The 26,712-nt window shown below is 66.6% G+C and carries 28 protein-coding genes; 12 read left to right on the forward strand and 16 right to left on the reverse strand.

The features are described 5' to 3' along the window. Positions 1–5 precede the first annotated feature (5 nt). From GNX71_RS05140 to GNX71_RS05180, 9 genes are all read right to left on the reverse strand, one after another. Entirely contained in the window at positions 6–281 is a 276-nt protein-coding gene (locus tag GNX71_RS05140) for a hypothetical protein (protein ID WP_206177323.1), read from the reverse strand. After that, entirely contained in the window at positions 278–988 is a 711-nt protein-coding gene (locus GNX71_RS05145; RefSeq protein WP_206177324.1) for an AzlC family ABC transporter permease, read from the reverse strand. The genes GNX71_RS05140 and GNX71_RS05145 overlap by 4 nt, the downstream gene beginning before the upstream one ends. A gap of 8 nt (positions 989–996) precedes the next feature. Next, positions 997–1,746 carry a 2OG-Fe(II) oxygenase gene (locus GNX71_RS05150; protein ID WP_206177325.1) on the reverse strand — a complete coding sequence of 250 codons (750 nt, stop codon included), beginning with the start codon at positions 1,744–1,746 and terminating at the stop codon, positions 997–999. Between the two features lie 70 nt (positions 1,747–1,816). Further along, the gene (locus GNX71_RS05155; RefSeq protein WP_206177326.1) at positions 1,817–2,524 is read right to left on the reverse strand and encodes a Crp/Fnr family transcriptional regulator; all 708 of its coding nucleotides are present in this window, start codon (positions 2,522–2,524) and stop codon (positions 1,817–1,819) included. A gap of 119 nt (positions 2,525–2,643) precedes the next feature. Continuing rightward, complete coding sequence (locus GNX71_RS05160; RefSeq protein ID WP_206177327.1) at positions 2,644–3,288, reverse strand: histidine phosphatase family protein; 645 nt, start codon at positions 3,286–3,288, stop codon at positions 2,644–2,646. Between the two features lie 21 nt (positions 3,289–3,309). Continuing rightward, positions 3,310–3,954 carry a DUF4136 domain-containing protein gene (locus GNX71_RS05165; protein WP_206177328.1) on the reverse strand — a complete coding sequence of 215 codons (645 nt, stop codon included), beginning with the start codon at positions 3,952–3,954 and terminating at the stop codon, positions 3,310–3,312. 46 nt (positions 3,955–4,000) lie between these two features. After that, entirely contained in the window at positions 4,001–4,942 is a 942-nt protein-coding gene (ttcA, locus tag GNX71_RS05170) for a tRNA 2-thiocytidine(32) synthetase TtcA (protein ID WP_206177329.1), read from the reverse strand. A gap of 52 nt (positions 4,943–4,994) precedes the next feature. Next, positions 4,995–5,372, reverse strand: a complete 378-nt coding sequence (locus GNX71_RS05175; protein ID WP_206177330.1) for a dihydroneopterin aldolase — start codon at positions 5,370–5,372, stop codon at positions 4,995–4,997. 21 nt (positions 5,373–5,393) lie between these two features. Continuing rightward, positions 5,394–6,170: an SDR family oxidoreductase gene (locus GNX71_RS05180; RefSeq protein WP_206177331.1), complete on the reverse strand. Its 777-nt coding sequence runs from the start codon at positions 6,168–6,170 to the stop codon at positions 5,394–5,396. 35 nt (positions 6,171–6,205) lie between these two features. Between GNX71_RS05180 and GNX71_RS05185 the strand changes: the two genes are divergently transcribed. The 5 genes from GNX71_RS05185 to GNX71_RS05205 all read left to right on the forward strand — a co-directional run bounded on the left by GNX71_RS05185 (position 6,206) and on the right by GNX71_RS05205 (position 11,755). Beyond that, entirely contained in the window at positions 6,206–7,318 is a 1,113-nt protein-coding gene (locus tag GNX71_RS05185) for an SAM-dependent methyltransferase (RefSeq protein WP_206177332.1), read from the forward strand. 711 nt (positions 7,319–8,029) lie between these two features. Next, positions 8,030–8,923, forward strand: a complete 894-nt coding sequence (locus GNX71_RS05190) for a TauD/TfdA family dioxygenase (protein ID WP_206177333.1) — start codon at positions 8,030–8,032, stop codon at positions 8,921–8,923. Between the two features lie 26 nt (positions 8,924–8,949). After that, positions 8,950–9,960: an ABC transporter substrate-binding protein gene (locus GNX71_RS05195; protein ID WP_206177334.1), complete on the forward strand. Its 1,011-nt coding sequence runs from the start codon at positions 8,950–8,952 to the stop codon at positions 9,958–9,960. Positions 9,961–10,019: 59 nt separating this feature from the next. Beyond that, a complete protein-coding gene (locus tag GNX71_RS05200; RefSeq protein WP_206177335.1) occupies positions 10,020–10,889 on the forward strand; it encodes an ABC transporter ATP-binding protein in 870 nt (289 codons plus the stop codon). Continuing rightward, a complete protein-coding gene (locus tag GNX71_RS05205; RefSeq protein ID WP_206177336.1) occupies positions 10,886–11,755 on the forward strand; it encodes an ABC transporter permease in 870 nt (289 codons plus the stop codon). The genes GNX71_RS05200 and GNX71_RS05205 overlap by 4 nt, the downstream gene beginning before the upstream one ends. A 12-nt stretch (positions 11,756–11,767) precedes the next feature. On the opposite strand, the gene GNX71_RS05210 is transcribed toward GNX71_RS05205, so the two are convergent. Further along, entirely contained in the window at positions 11,768–12,160 is a 393-nt protein-coding gene (locus GNX71_RS05210) for a DUF5329 family protein (protein ID WP_206177337.1), read from the reverse strand. 111 nt (positions 12,161–12,271) lie between these two features. Here GNX71_RS05210 and hisN point away from each other — a divergent pair, with 111 nt between their 5' ends. From hisN to GNX71_RS05235, 5 genes are read left to right on the forward strand one after another with little or no spacing between them, the layout of a single operon-like run. Further along, a complete protein-coding gene (hisN, locus tag GNX71_RS05215; RefSeq protein ID WP_206177338.1) occupies positions 12,272–13,048 on the forward strand; it encodes a histidinol-phosphatase in 777 nt (258 codons plus the stop codon). 9 nt (positions 13,049–13,057) lie between these two features. After that, a complete protein-coding gene (locus tag GNX71_RS05220) occupies positions 13,058–13,252 on the forward strand; it encodes a DUF2905 domain-containing protein (protein ID WP_056575522.1) in 195 nt (64 codons plus the stop codon). 17 nt (positions 13,253–13,269) lie between these two features. After that, a complete protein-coding gene (locus GNX71_RS05225; protein WP_206177339.1) occupies positions 13,270–14,196 on the forward strand; it encodes an ROK family protein in 927 nt (308 codons plus the stop codon). A gap of 30 nt (positions 14,197–14,226) precedes the next feature. After that, positions 14,227–15,753 (forward strand): tetratricopeptide repeat protein, encoded by a 1,527-nt coding sequence (locus GNX71_RS05230; RefSeq protein WP_206177340.1) that lies wholly within the window; start codon positions 14,227–14,229, stop codon positions 15,751–15,753. Then, entirely contained in the window at positions 15,750–16,199 is a 450-nt protein-coding gene (locus GNX71_RS05235; RefSeq protein WP_206177341.1) for a DUF1877 family protein, read from the forward strand. The genes GNX71_RS05230 and GNX71_RS05235 overlap by 4 nt, the downstream gene beginning before the upstream one ends. Here GNX71_RS05235 and GNX71_RS05240 read toward each other — a convergent pair. Beyond that, positions 16,196–17,665, reverse strand: a complete 1,470-nt coding sequence (locus tag GNX71_RS05240; RefSeq protein ID WP_206177342.1) for a PLP-dependent aminotransferase family protein — start codon at positions 17,663–17,665, stop codon at positions 16,196–16,198. The two genes, GNX71_RS05235 and GNX71_RS05240, sit on opposite strands and share 4 nt — an antisense overlap. Positions 17,666–17,854: 189 nt before the next feature. On the opposite strand from GNX71_RS05240, the gene GNX71_RS05245 reads away from it, so the two are divergent. After that, positions 17,855–18,187: a hypothetical protein gene (locus tag GNX71_RS05245; protein ID WP_206177343.1), complete on the forward strand. Its 333-nt coding sequence runs from the start codon at positions 17,855–17,857 to the stop codon at positions 18,185–18,187. A gap of 168 nt (positions 18,188–18,355) precedes the next feature. Here GNX71_RS05245 and otsA read toward each other — a convergent pair whose 3' ends face one another. From otsA to GNX71_RS05270, 5 genes are all read right to left on the reverse strand, one after another. Then, positions 18,356–19,741: an alpha,alpha-trehalose-phosphate synthase (UDP-forming) gene (otsA, locus tag GNX71_RS05250; RefSeq protein ID WP_206177344.1), complete on the reverse strand. Its 1,386-nt coding sequence runs from the start codon at positions 19,739–19,741 to the stop codon at positions 18,356–18,358. Continuing rightward, positions 19,738–21,660: a glycoside hydrolase family 15 protein gene (locus GNX71_RS05255; protein WP_206177345.1), complete on the reverse strand. Its 1,923-nt coding sequence runs from the start codon at positions 21,658–21,660 to the stop codon at positions 19,738–19,740. Before GNX71_RS05255 ends, otsA begins: the two co-directional genes overlap by 4 nt. Beyond that, a complete protein-coding gene (gene otsB / locus GNX71_RS05260; RefSeq protein WP_206177346.1) occupies positions 21,657–22,475 on the reverse strand; it encodes a trehalose-phosphatase in 819 nt (272 codons plus the stop codon). Before otsB ends, GNX71_RS05255 begins: the two co-directional genes overlap by 4 nt. Before the next feature lie 90 nt (positions 22,476–22,565). Continuing rightward, on the reverse strand, positions 22,566–24,401 hold the full coding sequence (locus GNX71_RS05265; RefSeq protein WP_241027163.1) for a hybrid sensor histidine kinase/response regulator: 1,836 nt from the start codon (positions 24,399–24,401) through the stop codon (positions 22,566–22,568). Positions 24,402–24,488: 87 nt separating this feature from the next. Further along, positions 24,489–25,751: a multifunctional CCA addition/repair protein gene (locus tag GNX71_RS05270; protein ID WP_206177347.1), complete on the reverse strand. Its 1,263-nt coding sequence runs from the start codon at positions 25,749–25,751 to the stop codon at positions 24,489–24,491. Positions 25,752–25,962: 211 nt separating this feature from the next. Between GNX71_RS05270 and GNX71_RS05275 the strand changes: the two genes are divergently transcribed. Further along, positions 25,963–26,688, forward strand: coding sequence for an OmpW family outer membrane protein (locus GNX71_RS05275; protein WP_206177348.1), 726 nt, complete (start codon positions 25,963–25,965; stop codon positions 26,686–26,688). Positions 26,689–26,712 lie beyond the last annotated feature (24 nt).

Below are 26,712 nucleotides of genomic sequence, written 5' to 3' on the forward strand. Positions count from 1 at the left end.
CGACATCAAAGATGGCGCGCGGCCATCAGCGCCAGCCAACCGGCGAGAAAGGCAATCTGCAGTCCGCCGAAGCGCCACACCACGGCCATGGTGACGACCACGGGCAAAAGCAAGGTGGGCGCGATGCAGATCTGGATCAACAGATAGGCACCCATCAGGCTGGGGCCGGCGTTCGACAAGGCCATCTCGGCGGCCGGCCAACGCGATAGCCATTGGGCGGCGCCCAGGCCCGACAGGCGGATCGCAATCGTGACCAGCGCCATGACGACGATGGCATTCATGCTCGGCTTCTCCCCCTGTTGATCCATAGCGTGGACGCCATGCCGGCCAGCCCCGCCACCAGCACCGCGGCGGCTTGCTGATCGGTTTGCCACCAGCAAAGCAGGCCGACCACGGCGCCGATGCCAACGGGCGCCAGTTGGTGAGGATTCTTGCGAAGGCTGATGGGCAGCAGCAGCGCCATCGAGAGAGGAACCAGCGCATCCATGCCGAAGCGATACAGCATTTGCTGCGTGAAGATGGCGCCGAACTGGAATCCGGCGATGCAGCCGGCCGTCCACGCCAGGGTCAGCGCGGAGGAATTGCCCAGGATGAAGTTGACGTTGATCGGGCCACGCTGGGCGGCGATGTGGCATGCCGTCCAGCTGCTGTCGGTCACCATGGCCGCCGCCAGCCACGCACGCCATTTGCCGGAATTCCTCAGATAAGGCCAAAGGGATGCCGTAAAAATAAGATGCTTTGCATTGAGTCCGACGGTCAATGCAATCAGTGCGCCAATATGCGCGGAATTGTTGAATTCGAGCGCGGCCAATTGGGCGGTGGCTGCATTGATGCTCAAGGCGGCAAGAATCAATTCATTCAAGGACCAATCGGCATTCTTGCTGGCGACGCCCACAATAAGGCCGAATACCAATACCTTGGGAATGAAAGGCAGCGCCGCAATCCAGCCATGCGAAATTCCCATGGGTGCGGACAGGGATTTTTCCATCGAAACCCTTAGACCCAGAACAGGAGTTTCTCAGTGGTGGTTCCGAAAAAACCGGAAAGGGTCAGTCGTTCTCCGTCGCTCGGCAATACCTCGTGGGCGTACGTGGTGCGGAAAATGATCAAATCTCCGACGCGGGGAGCCACCTCGAAATGTTCGCTTTCCTTGCCGACGCGCGCAGGGTCTTGCTCTTTATAGATTCGTGTCTGCCCTCCGGATTTGGGCGTCTTGAGATAAATGTTCCACGCAAACTGCTCTTTGATTTGCGGTGCAAATGAAAGTCCGGAGTCTTCGCCCGGCATCCAGTCCCGATGAATCGGCGCTTCCGGCAAGACGCGCACGGTGAAATTCATCATGCGCCTGCCTTCGTGCTCGGCAACCCCAGGACCCAGGGAAAACATCTTCGACGCCACCTCCTGGACACGAGGGAAGAAATTGACGAGGCCCAGAATATGCTGGTCGAATATTTCTTCAAAAATGCGTGTCCGACGAAAATATTCGCCGTGATCCGATTTGAAGCGAAAAAAGTTGGGCCCGAGTTTTCCTTTGCGAACAACACCACCCGCCTTGTCGTCGCCCTCGTAATATTCGATGCCGATTTTTGAAATGGCATGCAATATCAGGTCGATTTGATATTCCTGTAGAAAATTCTCGAACCGCAGGCCTGCACGGTCCCCGGTTGAGAATTTCTTTATCGCCGCGAGGTTCGGCGTCGTGCGGTTGATATCCTCAACCACCCACTTGTTTAACTCTGACATCATTTCCTCTTCGATTGCGAGGGTGATAATGGCGTCAAGTTAGGGTTTTCGTGGTATCCCGGTATACAAAGAGTTAACTATTTTTGTAGTGCAAACGACGTAACGCAGAAGCATCGTGGATGATGACCTGCTTGGCCCGGGTCTCGATGACCCCTTGTTTCGACAGCGCGTTCAGTGTCCTTGTGACGGTGACCCGGCTCAATGCGGTCATTGCGGCAATTTTCTCGTGCGTGAGATCGACTTGAAAATCCTTTGATTCCAGTGTCGATGAAAATTCGCTGTTCGATTGCAATCGTGCAATACGCAACAACAAATCAACCACCCGTTCTTTAGGCTCCGCCGCAACACCCGCAAGCTTTTCAACAATCATTTGATTCTTGAAACCGAGAAGCTGAATGAGCGAGGACGCCAGCTCGGGCATGGTGGAGAATTTCCGGGTGATATCCGCAGGGAGATATCGGCTGAGAATTGCGGGCGCAACCACCCGCGTCGTGGTCGGGCGGGGCCTGTTCGCAAATGCCGGGCCTTCGCCAAAAATTGCACCCGGCCCGAATATCTCGAGCAGAAATTCGGCGCCATTGCTTCGTTGAATTGTCGAATGAACAAATCCTGACCGAAGAAGATAAAAATAATTGTGCCGCTCCCCTTCGCGGGCCAGCACGTCCCCGGTTGCAAAACTGACGACGCTGCCCAAGTGCGTAGCTTCGATCCATGGGGTCGAGAGGGCCAGGGAGGCATCCCAACTGGCATAGGCCGAGGATTCGGAATTTATTCTTTTCATTCAGGAGATGCGTTGCAAAAAATCCTCGTGATCCCTGCGGAGATTTCTGCGATTTGCGCCTTGCCTTGAGTTGAAGGGCGCAATTTCATTTTTTGTGTGGCTATTTGCGGGACAGCGCATCAGGCCGTCGTCTCGTCGAGCGTATCGCCCGTCGCTAAATGGGCAATGTCGCTCCACCCCACGAGGCTGAAACCCTCCGGCGTCCACAGCATGCGGTTGATGGCCGCATTGCCGAGCTGCCAGGTGCGCGGCGCCTGCAGTTCCTGGCGGGTGGCGGCGCGGTAGAGCACATCCATCACGCCGCCGTGGGCGACCAGCGTGACCAGTTGGCCCGGATGGCGCGCCGCCAGCTCGGCGGCCACGCGCGTGACGCGGTCGCGGAAGGTCAAGAGGCTTTCGCCGCCAACGGGTTCGAATTCGGGATCGCGCTCGCGCCAGCGCTTGGCGTCTTCGGGAAGCATCGACTCGATTTCCGCAAAGCTCATGCCCTCGAGGTGGCCGAAGGCGCGCTCGCGCAGGCGCGGCTCGGGCTGCACGGCAAGCCCATGTGGCCTGGCGATTTCCTCGGCGGTCTGCCAGGCGCGGGAGAGGTCGCTCGCGTAGATGACGCCGATGTCCTCGTCCGCCAGCGCCTGGCCGGCCCGCTGCGCCTGCCAGAGCCCGGTGGCGTTGAGTCCGATGTCGATCTGGCCCTGGATGCGGGTGTCGACGTTCCAGGCGGTCTCGCCGTGGCGAACGGCAATCAAACGGGTGGCTTCTTGCATCCGCTCGATTCTAGAAGTGCGCTATTTCACGGCCGGCGTTTTCGCCGTGGCCAGGTCGATGTTCACCCGCCGCTCGCCCTGCGGCGGATTCGGAAAGCCCTGCAGCGCGGCCTGGAACATCACCGGCAGGATCGCCGCGCTCGCGTTGTACGGCCCATCGTTGCGGGCCCGGGTTTCGTAGACCACCCGGTTCGAGCCGGCCTCGCGCAGCACGATGCTCACCTCGCGTTCGTACCAGGGGTTGGCCGCCGGTGGAAAGTACGCCGGGCCGCCGTACCAGCCGCCGCCGTAGAAGCGGCGGCCGTAGCCGTATCCGCCGCCGTAGCCGTAGCCCCAGGGGCCGTCGAAGAGCCACGGGTCGGCCCAGGGCGAGAGGCCGGCGGTCACGCGGGCGCCGATCTGCGCGCTGTATTGCGGCTTGGCGTCGTCGCGGCGCAGGCCCACTTTTTCGAGCGCGGCGGCGGCCATCGCCTCGAGCGAATCCTGCCGGGCGGTGTCTGCCTGCTGCGAGGGCAGGCGGTCGAAGCGGTAGGTGGCGCCGGGCGGCACGGTGCCGATCGACGAAAAACTCTTCACGTCACTGTCGACCACCCAGGAGGTGGCGCAGCCGCTGAGGGTTGCTGTTGCTGCTGCTACCAAAAGCAGAGCGAGAGAAGCACGTTTCATAAAGGGTCTCCGGGCAGCGATGCCCAAAATTCCCCTGGGTAGCCGATCAGCCCTGGACGATGCGAAGGGCTGCGGGTGCCTGGGAGAGCAAGTCGTAGGAGGGCGTGTCGAAGGCCTTGTCGCCTTCGTCGTCGGCCACGCCCGTCGCTTTCAGACCCTTGAAGTCGTGCCGCGTTCCGTCCAGGAGGTGCGAAGGCACCACGTTCTGCAGCGCGGTGAACATGTTCTCCACGCGGCCGGGGTGCTTCCTGTCCCACTCGCGCAGCATCTCGCCGACCTGCTTGCGCTGCAGGTTCTCCTGGCTGCCGCAGAGGGTGCACGGAATGATCGGGAATTCGCGGTGCTGCGCCCAGCGCACCAGGTCTTTCTCGGCCACGTAGGCGAGCGGTCGGATCACGATGTGCTTGCCGTCGTCGCTCACCAGCTTGGGCGGCATGCTCTTCAACTTGCCGGCGAAGAACATGTTGAGGAAGAAGGTCTGCAGCATGTCGTCGCGGTGGTGGCCCAGCGCGACCTTGGTGGCGCCCAGTTCGTCCGCCACGCGGTACAGGATGCCGCGGCGCAGGCGGCTGCACAGGCCGCAGGTCGTCTTGCCCTCGGGAATGACGCGCTTGACGATGCTGTAGGTGTCCTGGTTCTCGATGTGGAAGGCCACGCCGAGCTCGCTCAGGTACTTGGGCAGCACCTCTTCAGGAAAGCCGGGCTGCTTCTGGTCGAGGTTGACCGCGACGATGTCGAAGTGAATGGGTGCGCGCGCCTTGAGCTTGAGCAGGATGTCCAGCATCGCGTAGCTGTCCTTCCCGCCCGAGACGCACACCATGACCTTGTCGCCTTCTTCGATCATGTTGTAGTCGACGATCGCACGGCCGACCTCGCGGCACAGGCGCTTCTCGAGCTTGTGCGTCTCGCGTTCGATCTTCAGCGAGTTGGTGGGCGCGGCGACGGTCGTGGCGTCAGAAGGCGCTTCGTCGATCCAGACGGCGTTCATTGGTGGGCTACTTCAGGCAAATCGGGGGAAAGGACCCCGATTTTGCCTTGGATCACCATTCCCCGGCTTCCATGCGGATCGCCACTTCGCAGTCGTCGAAGATTTCGAGCTTGGCGATCTTCACCCGCACGCCCAGCACGCCGGGCAGTTGCAGCAGGCGGTGCACCACCTTGCCGATGAGGCTCTCCAGCAGGTTGACGTGCTCGGCCGTGCACTCGTCGATGATGATCAGGCGCACCTTGCCGTAGTCGAGTACGTGGAAGATGTCGTCGTCCTGCGGCAGCAGCGGCTGCTGGCCCATGCTCAGTTCGGCATCGACCTGGATCGGCTGCGGCGCGACCTTCTCGTGGTCGAGGATGCCCAGGTTGGCGTTGAAGCGCAGGCCCAGCAGGGTGAGGGTCTGGCGGCCGTGGGTGTGGGAGGAGGACATGGTGGTGCTCGCAGTCGTTCTTCACATGAGCGAGAAATCGCGCTCGAATTTCATCAGGTGCTGGCCGCCGTCCACCAGCAGCGTGGTGCCGGTGATCGAGCCGTTCTCCAGCGCGAACTTCACGGTGGCAACCACGTCGGCCGGCGTGGAGGAGCGGCCCAGTGGCGACAGCTTGTGCAGTTGCGCGAACTTGTCGTCGTCCAGCATGTGGCTGGGCAGCGTGAGGCCGGGCGCCACGCCCACCACGCGCACGCGCGGCGCCAGGGCCAGCGCGAGCATCGGCGTGGCGGCTTCGAGCGCGGCCTTGGAGAGCGTGTAGCTCAGGAAATCGGGGTTCGGGTTCCAGAGCTTCTGGTCGAGCAGGTGAACCACTGCGCCCTGCGCATCGCGCCGCGCCAAGTGGTCGTGCAGCGCCTGCGCAAGAAGGATGGCTGCGCCGGTGTTGCTGCGTGCATGGCGTTCCATGAGCGCGTAGCTGAAGCTGGCGGTGTCGTCGTGTTCGAAGAGGGCCGCGCTGTGGACCACGGCATCGACGGTGCGAAAGCGCGCGGCGACGCGTGACAGCAATGCGCGCGTGGCGTGCTCGTCTTCGAGGTCTGCTTCAAAGAGCGCCGAGTCGCCCGAGAGCGCGGCGCAATCGGCGACGGTTTTCTCGGCCTCGGCGCGCGAACTGCGGTAGTGCACCGCCACCTGCCAGCCTCCCGCGGCCAGCGCCAGCGCGATCTCGCGGCCCAGCCGTCGGCCCGCACCCGTGACGAGGACGGTGCGGCGGATGGGGGAGAGGGAGGCGGTGCTCATGCGACGAGAGAGAGGGACAGAGGGAGAATGGGGGGGTGACGACCAAGACTCCAAACAGTTTACCCACCGCCCTCGACCACCTGATCGCCCGCTCCGTCGAGCGCGCGGGCGGCTGGATCGGCTTCGACCGCTTCATGGCGCTCGCCCTGTATGCGCCGGGCCTCGGCTATTACGCCAACACCTCGGCCAAGTTCGGCCACATGCCCTCATCGGGCAGCGACTTCGTGACCGCGCCCGAGCTCACGCCGATGTTCGGCCAGACGCTCGCGGCGCAAGTGGCCGAGGCGCTGGAGAAGACCGGCACCGACACCGTCTGGGAATTCGGCGCCGGCTCCGGCGCGCTCGCGGTGCAGTTGCTGCATGCGCTCGACGAGATGGGGCGCAGCGACGTGCGCTATCGCATCGTCGACCTCTCCGGTACCTTGCGGGAGCGGCAGCAGCAGGCACTGGTGCGCTATGCGGACCGTGTCGAATGGCTTGGCGAGCTGCCTGAAAAGATGCAGGGCGTCGTGGTCGGCAACGAGGTGCTCGATGCGATGCCCGTGCAACTGCTGGCGCGCGTGAAGGGCCAGTGGTTCGAGCGTGGCGTGGTGCGCAATGCGGGCAACGATGGCTGGAGCTGGGCCGATCGTGCGACCGATCTGCGGCCGCCGGTCGACGTGCCCGGGGAGCACGATTACCTCACCGAGATTCATCCGCAGGCCCAGGCCTTCATCGCCACGCTGGCGGACCGGCTGGAGAAGGGCGCGGCCTTTCTCATCGACTACGGGTTTCCCGAGAGCGAGTACTACCACCCGCAGCGGCACATGGGCACGGTGATGTGCCATCGCGCGCACCAGGCGGATGGGGATCCGCTGGCCGACGTGGGCTACAAGGACATCACGGCGCATGTCGATTTCACCGGGATTGCGGTTGCGGGGCAGGATGCGGGGCTTGAGGTGCTGGGCTATACGAGCCAGGCGCGATTTCTGCTGAATTGCGGGTTGGTTTCTCGGATGGAGCAGGGCTCGGTCGCTGAGCGGGCGATGGCGGCTCGGCTCATCCATGAGCATGAGATGGGGGAGCTCTTCAAGGTGGTGGGCTTTGCGGTTGGTGAGCCTTGGGATGCGATGGGGTTTGCCGAGGGCGACCGCAGTCATACGCTGTGACTTTTCAGCTTCTGCTATTTAGTTTTCTTCCCGAGGCCGGGTCTCGCCCCGGCGGGCGAGCTACTTTCTTTTGCTTCGCCAAAAGAAAGTAGCCAAAGAAAAGGCGACCCCACTGTCTGCGACCCCTTCGCTGCGCTACGGGGCAACCTGCGGTGCTCGCGTTTCGCGGGGTCTCGCAGAACTCGCTTCGCTCAAACAGCTGCGAGCCCTTGTCCGCGAAACGCTGCGCTCCTCGGCGCAGCCAGAGGGGAGGGGGCACCGAACGGGCCATTGCTTCGCTCGGCCGCGGTGCCCTCACCCCAGCCCTCTCCCAAAAGGAGAGGGAGCCAATCCAGGCCGAGCGAAGCAAAGGCCCGTAAAGCATTGAGCCGCCGAGCGCAGCGATGGCGTGTCGGTCTCCCAAGCCCTTCTGGCTGCGCCGAGGAGCGGAGCGTTTCGCGGATCAGGGCTCGCCCTTGTTTGAGCGAAGCGAGTTTGGGCGAGACCCCGCGAAACGTGAGCACCGCAGGTTGCCCGCAGCGAAGCGGAGGGACGCAGACAGCAGGGTCGCCTTTTCTTTGCTTACTTTCTTTTGGCGAAGCAAAAGAAAGTGAGTCGCCCGTCGGGGCGAGACCCGACCTCCGACCCAAAAACAAAAAAACAAAAAACAGGTCATAAGCTAGCAACGAAGAGTTCGTTGGGAAAGAAGTCCCCGGCCCCTACATTCCCGGCATGACTGCCGTTCTCTCTCATAACGATGTCGGGGCCCCCACGCAGCACTTCGAAGTGCGCCCCTTCCCCGCCCCGGTCGGCGCCGAAATCATCGGCCTCGACATCTCGAAGCCAATCAACGAAGAAGACTTCACCCGCATCCACCGCGCTCACCTCGACCACCACGTCCTGGTGTTCCGCGACCAGCAGATCACCCCGCAAGCGCACATCGATTTCAGCCGCCGCTTCGGCCCGCTCGAAATCCACGTGCTGCACCAGTTCCAGCTCAAGAACCATCCCGAGATCCTGATCGTCTCCAACATCAAGGAGAACGGCGAGCCCATCGGCCTGGGCGATGCAGGCGTCTACTGGCACTCCGACATCTCGTACAAGCCCCATCCCAGCCTCGGCTCGCTGCTGCACGCGCAAGAGCTGCCGAGCGAAGGCGGCGACACGCTCTTCGCCGACCAGCACCTCGCATGGGAAGCGCTGCCAGCCGATCTGCAGCAGCGCATCCTGCCGCTCAAGGCCGAGCACAGCTACCTTGCCAAGTACGAAGAACTGCGCGCCAAGAACCCCTGGCGACCCAAGCTCTCGCAGGCGCAGATCGACCAGGTCGCGCCCGCCGTGCAGCCCGTGGTGCGCACGCATCCGGAGACGGGCCGCAAGGCGCTGTTCGTCAGCGAGCATTTCACGACGCGCATCGTCGGCCTGCCGCAGGACGAAAGCGATGCGCTGCTGGCCGAGCTGTTCGCGCACAGCGTGAAGCCCGAGTTCGTGTACCGCCACACTTGGGCGCCGCACGACCTGGTGTTCTGGGACAACCGCTCGCTGATGCATCTGGCCGCCGGCACGCCCGACCACCTGCGCCGCCGCTTGAACCGCACGACCATCGTCGGCGACACGCCTTTCTGATTCCTCTTTTTCCCGGACCGCTTTCCATGAACCGTTTCACACGCAAGGCCGCTGCATTCGTCACCGGTCTCGGTCTCCTCGCCGGCAGCCTCGCGGCGCACGCCGAGGGCCAGATCCGCATTGCCGAGCAGTTCGGCATCGTCTACCTGCTGCTCAACGTCGCGCAGGAGCAGAAGCTCATCGAGAAGCACGCGAAGGCCGCGGGCATCGATGCCAAGGTCGAGTGGATCAAGCTCTCGGGCGGCTCGGCGGTGAACGATGCGCTGCTCTCCGGCAACATCGAGATCGCGGGCGCCGGCGTGGGCCCGCTGCTCACGCTGTGGGACCGCACCAAGGGCAAGCAGAACGTCAAGGGCGTGGCGTCGCTGGGCAACTTCCCGTACTACCTGGTGAGCAACAACCCGAACGTGAAGACGATCGCCGACTTCACCGAGAAGGACCGCATCGCGCTGCCCGCCGTGGGCGTGTCGGTGCAGTCGCGCGTGCTGCAGTTCGCCTCGGCCAAGCTGTGGGGCGACAAGGAATTCAACCGGCTCGACAAGATCAGCGTGGCGCTGCCGCATCCGGACGCAGCCGCGGCCATCATCAAGGGCGGCACCGAGATCACGGGCCACTTCGGCAATCCGCCGTTCCAGGAGCAGGAACTCGCGGGCAATCCGAATGCGCACATCGTGCTCAATTCGTACCAGGTGCTCGGCGGTCCGGCCTCGGCCACGGTGCTCTACGCCACCGAGAAATTCCGCAGCGAGAACCCCAAGACCTACAAGGCGTTCGTCGATGCACTCGACGAGGCGGCGAAGTTCGTCACGGCCAACCCCGAGAAGGCCGCCGACATCTACCTGAAGGTGAGCAACGCCAAGCTCGACCGCGAGCTGCTGCTCAAGATCATCAAGAACCCCGAAGTGCAGTTCAAGACCACGCCGCAGAACACCTATACGCTGGCGGAGTTCATGCACCGGGTGGGCGCGATCAAGAACAAGCCGGCGTCGGTGAAGGACTATTTTTTCGACGATGCGCAGAACGCTTCGGGGAACTGATGAGCACGGCGAAGGCGTCTTCGGGGGTTGACTCCTTCCCCCTCTGGGGGAAGGTTGGGATGGGGGCGGGCAGAGCGGTGACGAAGCCGGCGCCGTCTGCCCCCACCCCAGCCCTCCCCCGGGAGGGGAGGGAGCAAGACCCAAAGAACGACCTCGCGCCGCTGCTGCAGGTCGACGGCGTCAGCCTCGAATACCGCACCCCCGAGCGCGTCGTGCGCGCCACGCACCGCGTGAGCTTCGACGTCCACGCCGCCGATCGCTTCGTGCTGCTCGGCCCCTCGGGCTGCGGCAAGTCCACGCTGCTGAAGGCGGTGGGCGGGTTCATTGCGCCGGTCGAAGGCGAGATCCGCCTGGACGGCCAGCGCGTGACGCAGCCCGGCCCCGACCGCATCGTCGTGTTCCAGGAGTTCGACCAGTTGCCGCCGTGGAAGACGGTGAAGCAGAACGTCATGTTCCCGCTGCTCGCATCGCGCACGCTCGGCAAGAAGGAAGCGGCCGAGCGCGCGCTGCACTACCTCGACAAGGTGGGCCTCGCCAAGTTCGCGGACGTGCATCCGCACCAGCTCTCGGGCGGCATGAAGCAGCGCGTGGCGATTGCCCGCGCGCTCGCGATGCAGCCGCGCGTGCTGCTGATGGACGAGCCCTTCGCCGCGCTCGACGCCCTCACGCGCCGCAAGATGCAGCAGGAGCTGCTCGAGCTGTGGGACGAGGTGCGCTTCACGCTGCTGTTCGTCACGCACTCGATCGAAGAGGCGCTGGTGGTGGGCAACCGCGTGGCGCTGCTGTCGCCGCATCCGGGGCGCATGCGCGCCGAGGTCAACAGCCATGGCTTCTCGCTCGCGAGCCTGGGCGGCGCCGAGTTTCAAAGCACGGCGCAGCGCATCCACGACATGCTGTTCGAAGAAGAACATGCGGAGGCCGCGGCATGAGCGCCATCGTCCCGCCGATCCGACCCGAATACGAACGCACGCTCGAGCCCTTCACCGAAGTCCCGCTCGAACGCACGTTGCCGCTGCCGGCACGCATCTGGGCACAGGCGGGCGTCCGCAAGGGCCTGATCCTCGTCGTGATCGCCGTGCTCTGGGAACTCGCGGCGCGCTGGCAGAACAACGACCTGCTGCTGCCCACCTTCACCGCCACCGCATCGGCGCTGTTCGACGGGCTCGCGAGCGGCGAGCTGATCGAGAAGGTCCGCATCTCGCTGGCCGTGCTGCTGCAGGGCTACCTCGCGGGCGTGCTGCTGGCCTTCGCGCTCACCACGCTCGCGGTGTCCACGCAGATCGGCCGCGACCTGCTGGACACGTTGACGTCGATGTTCAACCCGCTGCCCGCCATCGCGCTGCTGCCGCTCGCGCTGCTGTGGTTTGGCCTCGGCCGCGGCAGCCTGGTGTTCGTGCTGATCCATTCGGTGCTGTGGCCGCTGGCGCTCAACACCTATGCGGGCTTCCAGGGCGTGCCCGAGACGCTGCGCATGGCCGGGCGCAACTACGGGCTCAAGGGCCTGCGCTACGTGCTGCAGATCCTGGTGCCGGCCGCGCTGCCGTCGATTCTTTCGGGCCTGAAGATCGGCTGGGCCTTTGCGTGGCGCACGCTGATCGCGGCCGAGCTGGTGTTCGGCGCGTCCTCGGGCAAGGGGGGCCTGGGCTGGTACATCTTCCAGAACCGCAACGAGCTCTACACCGACCGCGTGTTCGCGGGCCTCGCGATGGTGGTGCTGATCGGCCTGCTGGTGGAAAGCCTGGGGTTCAAGACGCTGGAGCGGCTGACCGTGCGGCGCTGGGGCCAGCAGCGCTAACGAGCCTTCGGCTCAACTGCTCGATTTCTTCGCCTGCTGCCGCAGCATGCGCAGCTCGCTGTTCAGGAACTCGTTGGCGTCGCGCACCGCGCCGTTGGTGAGCTTGACCTTGTAGGCCTGCCCGGTCATCTCGGAGCGCGAGGCGCAGCGGTCGATGAAGTCCTCGGCCGTGACCAGTTCCTTTTTGAAGTAGTCGTACTTCGCCTGCATGTGCTTGGCGGCATCGGCGGCGTTGTATTCGTTGCCGTTGCGCAGGAACACCATGGCGCTCATCTTCGAGACGCGCTGGATCAGCGTGTCGATCAGCTTTTCCTCGGCGTCGGAGGGGGTGGCCTGAGCCAGCACGGCCGAGGCGCCCAGCAGGAGGGCGAGGAGCGCAGTGCGCAGGAATCTGAAGGCGGCCATTGGTTCTGTCCCTGGCAATTTTCGCGCCATGCTAGGGCGACAGCCGTTGTCGTGTCAAACCGACGCCGGCTCGGGTCTAATCGCACTTTTGGCACGCGTTCACTCTCCCCCATGAGCTCTTCCACTCCCGATCTGTCGCCGATTGCCGAGGCGCTGGCCGATGCGGCCGCGGCGCTGTCGATGCGCCACTTCCGCACGCCGCTAGACATCATCACCAAGGCCGACGAAAGCCCCGTCACGCTGGCCGACCGCGCGGCCGAGACGGCGATGCGCGAGATCCTCGGTGTGCGCGTGCCGGCGGATGGCATCTACGGTGAGGAGCACGGCCCCGAGCGGCTGGACGCCGAGCGCATCTGGGTGCTCGACCCGATCGACGGCACCCGCAGCTTCATCACCGGCTCGCCGCTGTGGGGCACGCTGATCGGCGTGCTGCAGGGCGCACGCGTGGTGCTCGGCATGATCGACATGCCGGTGCTCAAGGAGCGCTGGATCGGCGAGGCTGGAAAGGGTGCCACGCGCGACGGCCAGCCGGTGCACGTGAGCAATTGCACCGAGGTGGCCAAGGCCCGCATCGTCACCACCTCGCCCGACATCTTCGCGCCCGCCGACTGGCAGGCATTCGACCGGTTGAGCCGCCAGTGCGCCATGCGCCGCTTCGGCGGCGACTGCTATGGCTACGCCCAGCTGGCGGGCGGCACCATCGACCTCGTGGTCGAGACCGGCCTGCAGCCCTATGACTATCTCGGCCCCGCCGGCCTGATCGAGGCCGCGGGAGGCGTCATCACCGACTGGCAGGGCCAGCCGCTCAACCTGAAGTCCGACGGCAGGGTCATCGCGGCCGCAACGCCCGAACTTCACCGACAAGCCATGGCCGTCCTCGCGGCCTAGACTGTCTCCATGTTCCGCTGGCTGATCGTCGTCGTCCTTGCACTGGTGCTCATGAGCGGGTTGACCGCGTGGCTGCGCCGCTTCGGTTTCGGACGGTTGCCCGGCGATTTCGAGTTTCGCGCCTTCGGCCGCGACTGGCAGCTGCCGATTGCGAGCACCGTGGTGCTCAGCATGATCGCGGCGCTGGTGGCCCGCCTTTTGTAGAGAAAAGAAAAACCGCAATGAGAGCCTGCGTTGACATCGGCGGCACCAAGGTCGCCGTGAGCCTTTCCCCCTCGAGCGATGCGCCGTTGATCGGCCGCCGCAGCGAGCCGACGGCCAAGACCGGCAACAACGACGCCGTGGCGGTGCAGATCATGCGGATGATCGACGAGGTCTGCGCCGAGCAGGGCATCGACCCCGCCAGCATCGACCGCGTGGGCGTGTCGTCGACCGGCCCCTTCGAGCTGCACGACGGCATGGTCGAGCTGGCCACGCCCAACATCTGCGGCGGCATCGCCGGCCCGGCGCGCGGTCTCCCCAACCAGTGGATGACCGCGATCATCGAAGCCCCGCTGGCCAGGCGCTTCGGGCAGGTGCGCGTCGAGAACGATGCGGTGGCCGGGCTCGAAGCCGAACGCCACTGGGGCGCGCTCAAGGGATTCGATCACTGTGCGTATGCCACCTGGAGCACCGGTGTCGGCGTCGGCCTCTGTGTCGACGGCCGTGCGCTGCGCGGCAAGAACGGCAATGCGGGCCATGCGGGGCACAGCTTCGTGGTCGACGATGCCAGCGGCGCGCTGTGCGGCTGCGGCAACCTGGGCGACGTCGAGGCGCTGGTCGCCGGCAATTCGATCTCGCGCCGCTTCGGCCAGCCCGCCCCCGACCTGTTCTCGGCCGCCTCGGCCGGCGAACCGCATGCGCTCGAAATAGTCGATGCACTGTGCCGCGTGATGGGCCGCATGCTCTACAACATGATCATCACGCTGGACCTGCAGCGCATCAGCCTGGGCGGCAGCGTGTTCTGGCACCACCGCGATTTCCTGCTGCCCCGGCTGCAGGCGCAGATCGACGGCAAGCTGCAGCCGCTCACCCGCGGCGTGCTGCTGGTGCCCGCGGGGCTCGGCGAGAAAGTCGGCGACTACGCCGCGCTGGCTTTGCTGGACTGAGCGGCCGCGCAGCAATACCCTCGGCGAACCATGCGCATCCCGCCACCCCGGTCTCCTCGCCGCAAGCCGTTCGCCTGGCTGCTGTTGGTGGTGGGCGGCTTCCTGGGGGCGCACCGTTTCTACCTCGGGAGCTACCTGGGCGGCGCGGCGCAACTGCTGCTGCTCCTCGTCGGCGTCGCCAACCTGCCGGGCTCGCGGTTCGCGCTCGCCCTGCTGGGGCCCTGGTTGCTGCTGGACATCTACTGGGTCCACGTGCGCCTGAAGCAGCAGGACGAAGCCGACCACACCGCGCGCCGGTCCGTCAGCAAGACCTACGACCTCGAAGCGCTCGGCCATGCCGACGCGCTGCGCGAGCGCTTCGTCGCCGCCGCCGAGATGCACGACTGGGCCGCGGCGGTGGCCCTGAGCGAGCAGATCGTCGCCCATGCGCGCAAGGTCTTCAAGGGACCGCACCAGAACCTCGCGATGTCGCTGTGCATGCACGGCCAGGCCTGCTACCAGTTCAAGGCCCTCGACGAGGCCAAGGCCAGCCTCGAGGAAAGCCTTGCCATCGGCCGGCAGATCGGCATGCCGGCGGAAGACATGGAGATCGTGCGCAAGGCCCTGGCCATGACCCTGGCCGGCATCGGCGAACACCACGCCGCCCGCCAGGTGCGTGCGGGCCTGCCTGCCGGCGGCGGCCCCGGCAACGACCCGGTGCTGCTGGACCTGCTCGAAGACCAGGAGCGGCGCTACAGGGCCGCCTTCGAGCGCCGCGACCTGGCGCTCGCCGAGCGGCTCTGCGCCGAGGCCGTCCACACCAGCCGCCTGCTGTGCGGCGGGCTCGGTAAGGCCGTCGTGCTTCACCTCATCAACCATGCCGAGTTCTGCCGGCAGCTGCAATGGCACGACAAGGCCGTGTCGCTGCTGGACGAGTGCCTGGCCATCATCGACCAGCTGGGCCTGGACGACAGCTGGCGGCTTGGTCCGAGCAACACGCTCGCGCTGCTGCACGCTGGCGCCGGCCGCTCCGACGAGGCGGAAGTCCTCTACAAGAAGACCATCGCGATGGCCGTGGCGCTGAGCAAGGGCAACTCGACCGACGAGGTGGTGCGGGCCATCAACAACCTGGCGTTTCTCTACGCGAACACCGACCAGGACCAGAAGGCCGAGCTCTGCTATGCGCGGGCCATGGTGCACCTGGACAAGCTCGAGCCGGACGAAGGCGATGCCGACCTGCACGCCGACCTGTTGATCAATTTCGCGCAGCTCCACATGGCGCGCAACGAGTCCGAGCACGCCAAGCCCCTGTTCGAACGCGCGCTGGCCATCCAGGAGCGCAGCTGCCGGGGCATTTCCACCAGCGCTGCCACCGCCCACAACGACCTGGGCCTGATCGCGCAGGAACAAGGCGACCTGCGCGAGGCGCTGAAGCACTTCAAGCGCACGCTGCTGCTCAACCAGATCTGCGCGCCGGACCACTTCGGCAATCTCGCGAATGCGCAGCGCAACATCGACAACGTGAGCCTCGCGCTGGCGGCGGTCGCGCGGGCCGCGCGGCTGGAGCCGAGCACGTGAGCATCGGGGGCGCCTTCTACGCCTTCGACCGTTACCGGCTGCGCGGGCTGGTCATCGATCCGGCGAGCGTGTCGGGATTTCTCTTCCACACGCCCCCGGACAAGGGCGGGCCGCACGCCAGCCAGACGGTGGAGCAGGCGTGGGACGTGGTGCGCGTGCTGCTGCCCGAAGCCGTGGACGGCGAGCAGCTCGAAGGCACGGAGGGTCTGGGCTGCATCTACCTGACGGCCAGCCACGTGGAGCGCGCGGCGGCGCGGCTCGCGCGGCGCAGCGTGCCCGAGCTGATGGCGCGATTCACCGGCGAACCGGCGCAGTTCGCCGAGCTCTACTGGGCGAAGGCCTGGCAGAGCGGCGCCAGCGAGCTCGCGGATTTCATGGAAGGCGTGAAGCGCTTCTTCGCCGAGGCGGCCGCGCGACGCGACGCCGTCGTCTTCTACATCGTCTAGGCGATCTGGGCGGCGGGCGGCCGCGGCGTCTTCCGCGTGGACGACACGATCTCGCCGAGCCGCTGCAGCCCCGCATCCACCGCCTTCGAATACGGCCAGCCGCAGTTGATGCGCAGGTAGTTGTCGAAGCGCCCCGAGTTGGAGAACTGCGCGCCCGGCGACACCAGCATGTGCTCGCGCAGCGCGGCCTCGAACACGGTGACCGACGAGCGCTGCTCGGGCAACTCGACCCACAGCTGCAGGCCGCCGCGCGGCAGGTTCAGCCGCGTGCCCGGCGGGAAGTACTTCGCGATGGCGTCCGCCGTCTGGTCGCGCTGCACGTGCAGGCGGTCGCGCAGGCGCCGCAAGTGCCGGTCGTAGCCGCCGCTCGCGATGAACTCGCCCGCGGCGATCTGCGCCAACGCCTCGTTGTTGCGCGTCTGCGCGTACTTGAGCATTTCCACCTGCGCATGCCAGCGCCCGGCGGTGATCCAGCCCAGGCGCAGGCCCGGCGCCAGCACCTTGTGCAGCGAGGCGCAATAGATCACGTTGCCCGTGCGGTCCCATGACTTGACCGCGCGCAATGGCACCTCGGTCTCCACCAGGTCGCTGTAGGTGTCGTCTTCGACGAGCGCGATGCCGTGGCTCTCGCACAGCTGCACGAGGCGCTGCTTGTGGGCATCGGGCATCACGCTGCCGATGGGGTTCTGCAGGTGCGGCACCACCACCACGGCCTTGATGTCGTCGTAGGTGTGGATGGCGAGGTCCAGCGCCTCGATCGAAATGCCGGTCTGCGGGCTGGTCGGAATTTCCAGCGCGCGCATGCCCAGGCTCTCGAGCACCTGCAGCAGGCCGTAGAAGGTGGGCGACTCCACGGCCACGGTGTCGCCGGGCTTGGCGACGGCGCGCAGCGCGAGGTTCAGCGCCTCGATGCAGCCGTTGGTGACCAGCACCTCGTCGGGCGACACCGTCATGCCGATGCGCAGGTTGCGCTGCGCCACGGCTTCGCGGAACTGTTCATGGCCCTTCTGGGACGAGGCGGTGGTCAGCAGCTCGGGACGCTGGCGCAGCGCGCGCGTCATGGAATTGCGCAGGGCCTCGGCCGGGTACAGCTCGGGCGCGGCGCGCGCGATGGCGAAGTTGAGCTTCACGCCCGCATGGCGCCCGCGCGCCATGAAGTTGGCCATGCGGGTGCGCATGCTGACGAACTGCGCGGGGTCCGGCGGCACGTCGGACACCGGCTCCTCCATCGGTGCGATGGCCAGGCGCTGCGGCCGGCGCACGAAGTAGCCCGAGCGGTCGCGCGCCTCGACCCAGCCGTCGCTCTCCATCGCGCGGCACAGCTGCAGCGCGGTCGAGAGGCTGATCTCGTGCAGGCGCATCAGGGTGCGCAGCGAAGGCAGCTTGTCGCCCTGCTTGAGCGAGCCGGTGTGGATCGCGTCCACGTAGTGCGCTGCGAGTTGCCGGTAGAGCGGTAGCGAGTCCATGGCGTCGATGCTCCCCCAAACGGGCATCCAAAAACAGATGCAGTTGAACGGGAAAACGACCATAACAGATGGGCTGGCGCCTGGCTGTTCCGGTGCGAATAGCCGATGTTTGTGCCTGTTTTTTGAGCGCCCGAATTTCTACGATCCGGACTCGCCGAATCGCTTTTCACCCACCACCAGAGGCCCGCCATGATCACCACCCTGTCCCAAGCACCCGACTCCATCGTCCTGGAGCCCGGCCAGTCCCTGCGCACCTGCGTCGATGCGGGCACCTGGCTGCAGGTGGCCGAAGGGCGGGTGCGGGTCGTGTCGCCGCCGGGCTGGTTCGGCGGCACGGTGTTCATGAGCGAGACGGCGCTCGATGAAGGCGACGTGCATCATCTGGCGCACGGCGGGTGGATCGAGGTGTCGGCGCTGACGCCTGTGCACCTGCGGGTTCATGCGCCGAAGGCGGCGCCGGCTTCTGCGTATTCGGAGGCTCGGCCTGTGATGCGCTTCGTGCGCTTGCTCACTGGCTGGTAGGAGGGAGGCATTCAGGGCGTGTGCGCAGGCCACCGGGTACTCCCCTCCGCGAATGTCCTCCGGCCTGCGGCCTCCCCCTTGATTTCGCTGCGGGGAGCACCCGATGCCCTGCGCACTGAGGCACGCTCTGGGTGAACGGCCGATCAACGACTGCTCTGAACAAACACCTCAGCGTTCGCTGGCCGCCTCGCGCAAGGCGTCGAGGAAGGTGCGTCGCCACCAGTGAATGTCCTGCTCGCGAATGCGCGACAGCAATTTCTGGTGCCGTTCGCGCCGCTCTTCCAGCGGCATCTGCAGCGCCTGCTGCACCGTCTCCGCCGTGCCGTGCGTGTCGTACGGGTTCACCAGCAGCGCTTCCTTCAACTGCTCGGCCGCGCCGGCAAAGCGCGAGAGCACCAGCACGCCGGGGTCGGCCGGGTCCTGCGCCGCGATGTATTCCTTCGCGACGAGGTTCATGCCGTCGCGCAGAGGTGTGACCAGCCCCACGGCTGCGGCGCGGCACAGCCCCGGCACGCGCTTGCGCGCCACCATGCGATGGATGTAGCGCACCGGCATCCAGTCCAGCTCGCCGTAGTCGCCGTTGATCGCGCCGCACAGTGATTCGAGCTCGCGCCGGATGTCGCCGTACGCATCGACCGTCTCGCGCGTGGGCGAGGCGATCTGGATCAGCGTCGCGCTGCGCCGGTTCTCGGGATAGTTCGCGAGCAGTTCGCGGAACGCGCGCACGCGCTGCGGAATGCCCTTGGAGTAGTCGAGCCGGTCGATGCCCAGCAGGAGGCGCCGGCTCGAGTACTCGCGCTTCATGGTCTCGTACATGTCGCGAGATTCCTTGGCGTGCGTGAGCGCGGCGAACTCGTCCACGTCGATGCCGATCGGGAAGGCGCTGCAGCGCACCGTCTGCCCGTAGGCGCGGTACATCTCGTTGCCCAGGTACTCGCCATGCGCCTCGTTGCGCACGTAGTGCTCGAAGTGCTGCACGTCCTGCTGGGCCTGGAAGCCGATCAGGTCGTACGAGAACAGCGAGCGCATCAGCCACTCGTGCTGCGGAATGGCCGCCACGATGATCTGCGGCGGCAGCGGAATGTGCAGGAAGAAGCCGATGCGCTGCTTGCAGCCCATCGCGCGCAGCTCGGCGGCGAGCGGCATCAGGTGGTAGTCGTGGATCCAGATGACGTCGTCGTCCTTGAGCATCGGCAGCAGCTTGCGCGCGAACAGCTGGTTCACGCGCCGGTAGCCGCCGATGAAGCCGGCCTCGAAATGCGCCAGGTCCAGGCGGTTGTGGAACACGGGCCAGAGCACGTCGTTGCTGTAGCCGAGGTAGTAGGCGTCGTGGTCCTCGCGGCTCAGGTCGATGGTGGCGAGCGTGACCTTGCCGGCCTGCTGCTTGTGCAGCTCGCCTTCGCCGGTCGGGCCGTCTTCGACGATCTGGCCGCTCCAGCCGAACCAGAGGCCGCCGCTTTGCTGCAGGCTTTCACCCAGTGCGACGGCCAGGCCGCCGGCGGCGGGCTTGCGTGGGTCGGCCACGCGGTTGGAAACGACGACAAGACGGCTCATATGCAGGAATCCCAGGGAGCGGACAGGCGCACGGCCGCATTGATGATGCCGACCATCGAATAGGTCTGCGGAAAATTGCCCCACATCTCGCCCGTGACCGGGTGGGTGTCTTCCGAGAGCAGGCCGAGCGGATTGCGCGCCGCGAGCATGGTCTCGAAGATCTGGCGTGCCTCGGCCTTGCGGCCGATCTTGGCAAGTGCGTCGATGCGCCAGAAGGTGCAGATGTTGAAGGCGGTCTCGGGCTTGCCGAAATCGTCGGCCGCTTCGTAGCGGCGCATGTAGGGGCCGTCGCACAGCGACTTCTCCATCGCATCGACGGTGGAGATGAAGCGCGGGTCGCGCGCATCGATCAGGCCCACCTCGGCCATCAGCAGGATGCTCGCGTCGAGCTCGTGCCCGCCGAAGCTCTCGGCAAAGGCCTGGCGCTCTTCGCACCACGACTTGGCGAGGATCTCTTCCTTCATGCGCGCGGCGTGGCCGTGCCAGTAGGCGGCGCGGTCGGGCAACTCCAGCGCGCGGGCGATCTTGGAGAGCCGGTCGCAGGCGGCCCAGCTCATCAGCGCCGAACTGGTGTGCACGCGGGCGCGCGTGCGCAGCTCCCACATGCCGGCATCGGGCGTGCCGTAGACGCTCACCGCGCGCTCGCCGACCGCCTCGAGGTGCGGGAACTCGGCCACGCCCGCGCGGGCGAGCAGCCGGTGGTCGTGGAAGGCCTGCGCCGCGCCGAGCACGATGTTGCCGTACACGTCGTGCTGGAAATGCTCCTGCGCCTGGTTGCCCACGCGCACCGGGCCCATGCCGCGGTAGCCCGGAAGACCTTCGACGAAAGACTCGGGCAGCTCGCGCTCCAGCCCGATGCCGTACAGCGGCTGGATGTGTTCGCCGTGCGAGCCGATCACCACGTTGGCCAGCCAGCGCAGGTAGTCCTCCATGGTGCCGACCTCGCTCAGCGAATTGAGCGCGCGCACCACGAAGAACGCATCGCGCAGCCAGCAGTAGCGGTAGTCCCAGTTGCGCTGGCTGCCCGGCGCCTCGGGGATGCTGGTGGTCATCGCGGCGACGATGGCGCCTGTGTCCTCGTACAGCGAGAGCTTGAGCGTGATGGCCGCGCGGATCACCGCGTCCTGGTACTCGAAGGGAATCGCCAGGCGCTTGCTCCAGGTGCGCCAGTAGGCGATGGTCTCCTGCTCGAACTTGCGCGCGGTGTCGGCAATGCCGTCCAGCAGCGTCTCGTCCACGCCGAACATGAAGTTGTACTCGCGCGAGATCACGAAGGGCTGGCGCGCGAGGATGTGCGAGATCGAGGCGTCGGTGTTCAACCGCAGCGTGACATCGGGGCCGACATAGCGGATGTGGTTGCTGCCGCGCGTCACCTCGATGGGCTCCGAGGCGCCCCACTGGAAGCGTGGGTCGAGCGACACGCGGATGCGCGGCGCGCCGGCGATCGGCCGCACGCGGCGCACCATCATGAGCGGGCGGAAGTAGCGCGAGCGGCTGTAGAAGCGCGGCGCGAAGTCGGTGATCTCGATGCCCTGGCCAGCGCTGTCGAAGAGCTGCGTGCGCAGCACGGCCGTGTTCGGCTCGTACCACTGCTTGGCCTCGGCGAAGTCCTCGATGTCGATGCTCCAGGCGCCCGCGCCTTCGCCGGGATGCAGCAGCGCATTGAAGACCGGGTCGCCGTCGAAGCGCGGCAGGCAGCACCAGACCGCGCGGCCGCGTGCATCGATGAGCGCGCTGTAGGCGCAGTTGCCGATCACGCCGACGTTCAGCGATGGCTCGGCCGGCGGCGCGAAGCCGCGCGGGCCGGGTGCGGCGGCCGCCTGCACGTCGACCGGCGCGCGGTCGTCGGGGCCGGCAGCGTCGGGCAGCGCCTCGCCGGCGCGGTCCTCGGGCGCCTTGGACAGTTGTTCTTCGCTCATCCGGGGCTCCTCGGTTCTTCGGTTTTCTTTTGCGTGTTTTCTTCGGGCTGGGCGGCAGACTTCACCACCAGCATGTCGCGCGCCTGCACCAGCCATTCGTACACCGCGCGCGGCGATTCGAGCCGGTGCAGCGCCAGGCTCGGCCCCGAACCGACCTTGATCGCGATGCCGCCGCGCGGCTGCACGACCGCGAAGCCGCTCTCGTCGGTGGTGTCGTCGCCCGCAAAGACCGGGGTGCGGCCCGCGAAGGGCGCCTCGGTCATGAAGGCATCGATGGCAATGCCCTTGTTGACGCCCGCGGGCTTCACCTCGAAGACGAACTTGCCGTGCATGAGCTCGAGTGCCGGGCGGCCCTCGATGGCGCGCGACATCGCATCGCGGCACACGGCCTCCAGCTGCGGCGCGAGCCGATAGTGCAGGGCGATGGCGGCATGCTTGCGCTCCACCAGCAGGCCTTCGTGCACGCGTGCGAGTTCGTTGGCGATGTCCAGGATGGGCACGAGATCGGGTGCGTGCTGCTCCTGCATGTGGCCTTCGGCATCGCGGCGCTGCACGCCGTGCTCGCCGGCCGCGGGCAGCCGCAGCGGCGCGAGAAAGCGGTCGATCGAATCGATCTGGCGGCCCGACACCACGGCGAGCGCGCCGCCGAGCTGGTCGCGCAGGTCGCTCAGCAGGGCGACGAGCGCGGGAGGAATCTCGATGGCCTCGGGGGTGGGCGCAAGGCCGACCAGCGTGCCGTCGAAGTCGAGGAAAAGGGCGGCGTCCCGGCCCAGCGGAGGTGGCAACTGGTCGTTGCTGTCGGAGGACTTTGGCATTGGGAAAAACCATAACACGCGCTTTTGATGCCGCGTGTCGGCCAAAACCGGACGTGCTTCGCGGCGGGCGCCGCGACTTCCGGGACGCCGCTAGACGATGGCGTGCCCCAGTCCGGGCGCGAAATCGGCCAGCGCGCGCAGCAGCGTGGCCGCATTCACCGGCTTGAACAGCACCGGCACGCCGGAGGCGCGCACGCGCTGCAGCCGCTCGGGCGCGGTCTCGCCGGTGACCAGCACCAGCGGCACGTCGAGCCCGAAGCGGCGCTGCAGCCGCTGGCCGACGTCCAGGCCGTTGTCGCCGTTGGAGAGACGGTAGTCGCACAGCAGCAGCACGAAGGGCTCGGCCTGCGTTCCGGGCCGGCCGAGTGCGTCGATGGCCTCGGCCTCGTTGGCCGCCGTCTCCACAGCGATGCCGTGACCCTGCAGCAGCCCCGCCATGGCCTCGCGGATCTCGGCTTCGTCATCGATCAGGAGAACGCGGCCGTGCGCCGCCTGTGTGGCTTCTGCCGATTGCACTGGAGCCGGCCTTGCGGCCGGCGCGACCGCCTGCTGCCCGTGCTGCGGTGCAGGCGCGACCATCGGCAGCTGCAGGCGAAAGCGCGTGCCGCGGCCCATGCGCGAAGTCACCTGCACCGGATGGTCGAGCAGGCGCGACAGCCGCTCGACGATCGACAGGCCGATGCCCAGGCCCTGGGCGCGGTCGCGGCCCGGGTTCTGCACTTGGTAGTACTCCTCGAACACGCGGTCCTGCTGTTCGGGGGCGATGCCGATGCCGGTGTCCAGCACCTCGATCCACACCGCCCCGCCGCGCACGCGCGCCCGCACCGAGACGCCGCCGCGCGGGGTGTACTTCAGCGCGTTGTCCACGAGGTTCGAGAGCATGCGGTAGAGATGCTGGGGATCGCTCTGCACCCACAGGCCGCTCGCGCGCACCCGCAACTGCAGCGCACGCTGCTCCGCCTGCGCGGCGAACATGTGGTTGAGGGAGCGGAACAGCGCGTCCAGCGACACCGGCCGGAGGTCTGGCGTGACCACGCCCGCGTCCAGGCGCGACACGTCGAGCATGGTGTCGAGCGAATTGCCCAGCGCGTTCACCGCGCGCATGAGCCGCTGCGCATTGCGTTCGCCGTGGTGGTCGCGCAACTCGTTCTCCAGCGCGGCGCCGAACAGGGCGATGGCATGCAGCGGCTGGCGCAGGTCGTGGCTGGCGGTGGCGAGGAAGCGCGTCTTCTCGGCGCTCGCGCGCTCCGCGGCGGCGATTTGCACGCTCAGTTGCGCGGCCAGCGCCTCGTTCTCGAAGCGCAGGACCAGCGAATCGGTCAGGAGCTTGTGCTGCTGGCGGCCCACGCGCAGCGTGAACAGCAGGTAGCCGAGGCTGAACACCGCCAGGAACAGGTGCATCGCATCGCCCTGCCAGGCCAGCGCGGCGATCAGGCTGAGCATCATCGGCAGGGTGTAGCCGTAGAGCGCGGGCTTGAGCGGCCACAGCAGCTGCATGGCGCGGGCGCAGCTGCCGATGATGACGACGGTCAGCACCGAGGTGATGGCCAGGTCGTCGGCGGAGATGAAGAGCCACGGCGCGGTGGCCGTCGCCATGCTGACCAGCGTGACGGTGCGCGAATGGCGGCGCGCCCAGCGGGTGGTGTCCTCGAGCGGAAGGCCGGCATGCCAGCGCGGCATGAGGAAGAGGGCCAAGCCGAAGCTCAGGTGGGCGGCCATCCAGGCCAGGATCCACCACCGCGGGCGGTGCAGGTACATGACGATGCCGAGGGCGGCGCCCAGGCCGAAGTGGACCAGGATCGATGCGTTGTAGGCCGCGTACACCGAGGCCACGTGTTCCCGCAGCACGCGCAGATCGAGATCGCCCGGCAATGCCGGGCGCGTCGGCGGGGAGGGGTGTGACAGCGTCGGCTCGGTGGCATTCACCCGATCGATGCTATCGAGCCGATCCGCAGGGAGAAGTGCCAGAAGTCATGCCCGCCAAGCCCGCGAGAGGCGGATCGCGACTTTTCTTCAGGCTTCCAGCGATGCCGCCACGGCCTCGATGCGCGCCCGGTGGATGGCGTCGCCGATCTGCGGCCCGGTGGCGCCCGACTGCTGCGCCTTGCGCGCAACCACGTCGGTGGGCACGGCCGCGGCGATGGCCAGCACGGCGAGCAGGCGCTCCCGCTGCGGATAGGGCCTGTCCTCGAAGCCGAGCCGGCCGCGCGCATCGCACTCGCAGGCCAGCAGCACCTCGGCGAAACGCGCGGGCTTGCGGAAGGCGTCGCAGCGCTCCAAGAGGCGCACCAGCCGCGTTGCATCGAGCTCGCCGCTGCGGTGCACGTTGCCGTGCTCGCGCGCGACCACCTCGGCCAGCTCGCGGATATCGACCGGCACGCGCCAGCGGTCGCACACCGCGTGCAGTAGATCGACGCTGCGTTTCTCGTGGCCGATGTGGCGCGGCAGCACGTCGGCGGGCGTGGTGCCCTTGCCCAGGTCGTGCATCAGGCAGGCGAAGCGCACCGGCAAGGAGGCCGACAGCCGCGCGCTGGTGTCGACGACCATCATCAGGTGCACGCCGGTGTCGATCTCGGGGTGATGCGCCTCGGGCTGCGGCACGCCCCAGAGCCGGTCGACTTCGGGCAGCAGCACGGCGAGCGCGCCGCATTCGCGCAGCACCTCGAACATGCGGGAGGGCCGCGTCTCCATGAGGCCGCGCGCGAGCTCCTGCCAGACGCGCTCGGGCACCAGCGCATCGGCCTCGCCGGCGCGGACCATTTCGCGCATCAATTCCATGGTTTCGGGGGCGACCGAGAAATCGTCGAAGCGGGCGGCAAAGCGCGCCACGCGCAGGATGCGCACCGGGTCTTCGCGGAACGCGTCGGTCACGTGGCGCAGCACCTTGCCCTGCAGGTCGCGCTGGCCGTGGAACGGGTCGGCCAGTTTTTCGGGGTCAGGTTCGAATTGGCCATCGGCGCTCACCAGCTCGGCGGGCAGCGCGATGGCGTTGATGGTCAGGTCGCGGCGGGCGAGGTCTTGCTCCAGCGTGACGTCGGGCGCGGTGTGGATGGTGAAGCCGCGGTAGCCGGGCGCGCTCTTGCGCTCGGTGCGGGCGAGGGCGTATTCCTCGCGCGTCTCCGGATGCAGGAACACCGGAAAGTCGCGCCCCACGGGCAGGTAGCCGCGCCGGGTCATGTCCTGGGGCGTGGCGCCGACGACCAGCCAGTCGTGGTCGGAAACCGGCCGGCCGAGCAGCCGGTCGCGAAGGGCGCCGCCGACGAGAAAGATTTTCATGGCCGCAGTGTAGGGATGGGGAGACGAAGAATGAGGCGGGAATGAGACGGACATGAGAGATAGGGATACCCCGCACCCGCTAAATAGAACGAGCGTTCGATAATCCGAATTGCAAACTGAACGACCGTTCGTTTATTTGCCTGAATGCAGCGTCGACCATGGGCAGGCACCGCGTTCACCGGGATTTTTCAACCAAAGGAGCATTCACATCATGAAGAAAACAACGTTTGCGCTGGCGGCTCTGGGTGCCTTGGCGTCCGGCAGTGCGTTTGCGCAAAACGCCGGCGACTGGGTCGCAGGGGCAGGCTGGTTCCACCTCGCGCCGCAGGACTCGAGCAAGCCGCTCACGGTGACGGCGCCGGTGCAGAGCGTGCTCCAGGGCTCGGGTGCCAGCGTCAAGGATTCGGACACGCTGGGCCTGAGCCTCGCCTACTTCATCGACAGCCACTGGGCTGTGGAAGGCGTGCTGGGCGTTCCGCCGAAGTTCAAGCTCGAGGGCAAGGGCACGCTCGCCCGCGTGGGCGAACTGGGCGAGGCCCGCCAATGGAGCCCCACGGTCCTGGTGAAGTACAACTTCAACGAAGGCAACGACGCCTTCCGTCCGTTCGTGGGTCTCGGCGCCACCTACGTCTGGTACAGCGACGTGAAGCTGACCTCGAACCTGCAGGGCGCGCTGGCCAGCCAGTTCCGCCAGTCGCCGTACTCGGTGAACACCACTGCCAAGCTCGACAGCTCGTTCGCGCCCGTGCTCAACGCCGGTATCGCCTACCAGTTCGACAAGCACTGGGGCATCTCGTTCTCGGTGTCGTACATCCCGCTGAAGACCAAGGCCAAGCTGACGACCACCTCGATCACCGGCCTGCCGGTCGCCCGCAGCGAAGCGAGCCTGAAGCTGAACCCGATCGTCACCTTCCTGTCGGCAACGTACCGGTTCTGACCGGTCGCCGGCACCTGCTCCGAA

Origin of the sequence: Variovorax sp. RKNM96 (genome assembly GCF_017161115.1) — a bacterium.
Taxonomy (GTDB): domain Bacteria; phylum Pseudomonadota; class Gammaproteobacteria; order Burkholderiales; family Burkholderiaceae_C; genus Variovorax.

Bases quoted from the DNA above. Each gene is read 5' to 3' on its own strand.
- GNX71_RS05140 (WP_206177323.1), bottom strand. From the start codon at position 281: ATGAATGCCATCGTCGTCATGGCGCTGGTCACGATTGCGATCCGCCTG.
- GNX71_RS05145 (WP_206177324.1), bottom strand. From the start codon at position 988: ATGGAAAAATCCCTGTCCGCACCCATGGGAATTTCGCATGGCTGGATT.
- GNX71_RS05150 (WP_206177325.1), bottom strand. From the start codon at position 1,746: ATGATGTCAGAGTTAAACAAGTGGGTGGTTGAGGATATCAACCGCACG.
- GNX71_RS05155 (WP_206177326.1), bottom strand. From the start codon at position 2,524: ATGAAAAGAATAAATTCCGAATCCTCGGCCTATGCCAGTTGGGATGCC.
- GNX71_RS05160 (WP_206177327.1), bottom strand. From the start codon at position 3,288: ATGCAAGAAGCCACCCGTTTGATTGCCGTTCGCCACGGCGAGACCGCC.
- GNX71_RS05165 (WP_206177328.1), bottom strand. From the start codon at position 3,954: ATGAAACGTGCTTCTCTCGCTCTGCTTTTGGTAGCAGCAGCAACAGCA.
- ttcA (WP_206177329.1), bottom strand. From the start codon at position 4,942: ATGAACGCCGTCTGGATCGACGAAGCGCCTTCTGACGCCACGACCGTC.
- GNX71_RS05175 (WP_206177330.1), bottom strand. From the start codon at position 5,372: ATGTCCTCCTCCCACACCCACGGCCGCCAGACCCTCACCCTGCTGGGC.
- GNX71_RS05180 (WP_206177331.1), bottom strand. From the start codon at position 6,170: ATGAGCACCGCCTCCCTCTCCCCCATCCGCCGCACCGTCCTCGTCACG.
- GNX71_RS05190 (WP_206177333.1), top strand. From the start codon at position 8,030: ATGACTGCCGTTCTCTCTCATAACGATGTCGGGGCCCCCACGCAGCAC.
- GNX71_RS05195 (WP_206177334.1), top strand. From the start codon at position 8,950: ATGAACCGTTTCACACGCAAGGCCGCTGCATTCGTCACCGGTCTCGGT.
- GNX71_RS05200 (WP_206177335.1), top strand. From the start codon at position 10,020: ATGGGGGCGGGCAGAGCGGTGACGAAGCCGGCGCCGTCTGCCCCCACC.
- GNX71_RS05205 (WP_206177336.1), top strand. From the start codon at position 10,886: ATGAGCGCCATCGTCCCGCCGATCCGACCCGAATACGAACGCACGCTC.
- GNX71_RS05210 (WP_206177337.1), bottom strand. From the start codon at position 12,160: ATGGCCGCCTTCAGATTCCTGCGCACTGCGCTCCTCGCCCTCCTGCTG.
- hisN (WP_206177338.1), top strand. From the start codon at position 12,272: ATGAGCTCTTCCACTCCCGATCTGTCGCCGATTGCCGAGGCGCTGGCC.
- GNX71_RS05220 (WP_056575522.1), top strand. From the start codon at position 13,058: ATGTTCCGCTGGCTGATCGTCGTCGTCCTTGCACTGGTGCTCATGAGC.
- GNX71_RS05225 (WP_206177339.1), top strand. From the start codon at position 13,270: ATGAGAGCCTGCGTTGACATCGGCGGCACCAAGGTCGCCGTGAGCCTT.
- GNX71_RS05230 (WP_206177340.1), top strand. From the start codon at position 14,227: ATGCGCATCCCGCCACCCCGGTCTCCTCGCCGCAAGCCGTTCGCCTGG.
- GNX71_RS05240 (WP_206177342.1), bottom strand. From the start codon at position 17,665: ATGGACTCGCTACCGCTCTACCGGCAACTCGCAGCGCACTACGTGGAC.
- GNX71_RS05245 (WP_206177343.1), top strand. From the start codon at position 17,855: ATGATCACCACCCTGTCCCAAGCACCCGACTCCATCGTCCTGGAGCCC.
- otsA (WP_206177344.1), bottom strand. From the start codon at position 19,741: ATGAGCCGTCTTGTCGTCGTTTCCAACCGCGTGGCCGACCCACGCAAG.
- GNX71_RS05255 (WP_206177345.1), bottom strand. From the start codon at position 21,660: ATGAGCGAAGAACAACTGTCCAAGGCGCCCGAGGACCGCGCCGGCGAG.
- otsB (WP_206177346.1), bottom strand. From the start codon at position 22,475: ATGCCAAAGTCCTCCGACAGCAACGACCAGTTGCCACCTCCGCTGGGC.
- GNX71_RS05270 (WP_206177347.1), bottom strand. From the start codon at position 25,751: ATGAAAATCTTTCTCGTCGGCGGCGCCCTTCGCGACCGGCTGCTCGGC.
- GNX71_RS05275 (WP_206177348.1), top strand. From the start codon at position 25,963: ATGAAGAAAACAACGTTTGCGCTGGCGGCTCTGGGTGCCTTGGCGTCC.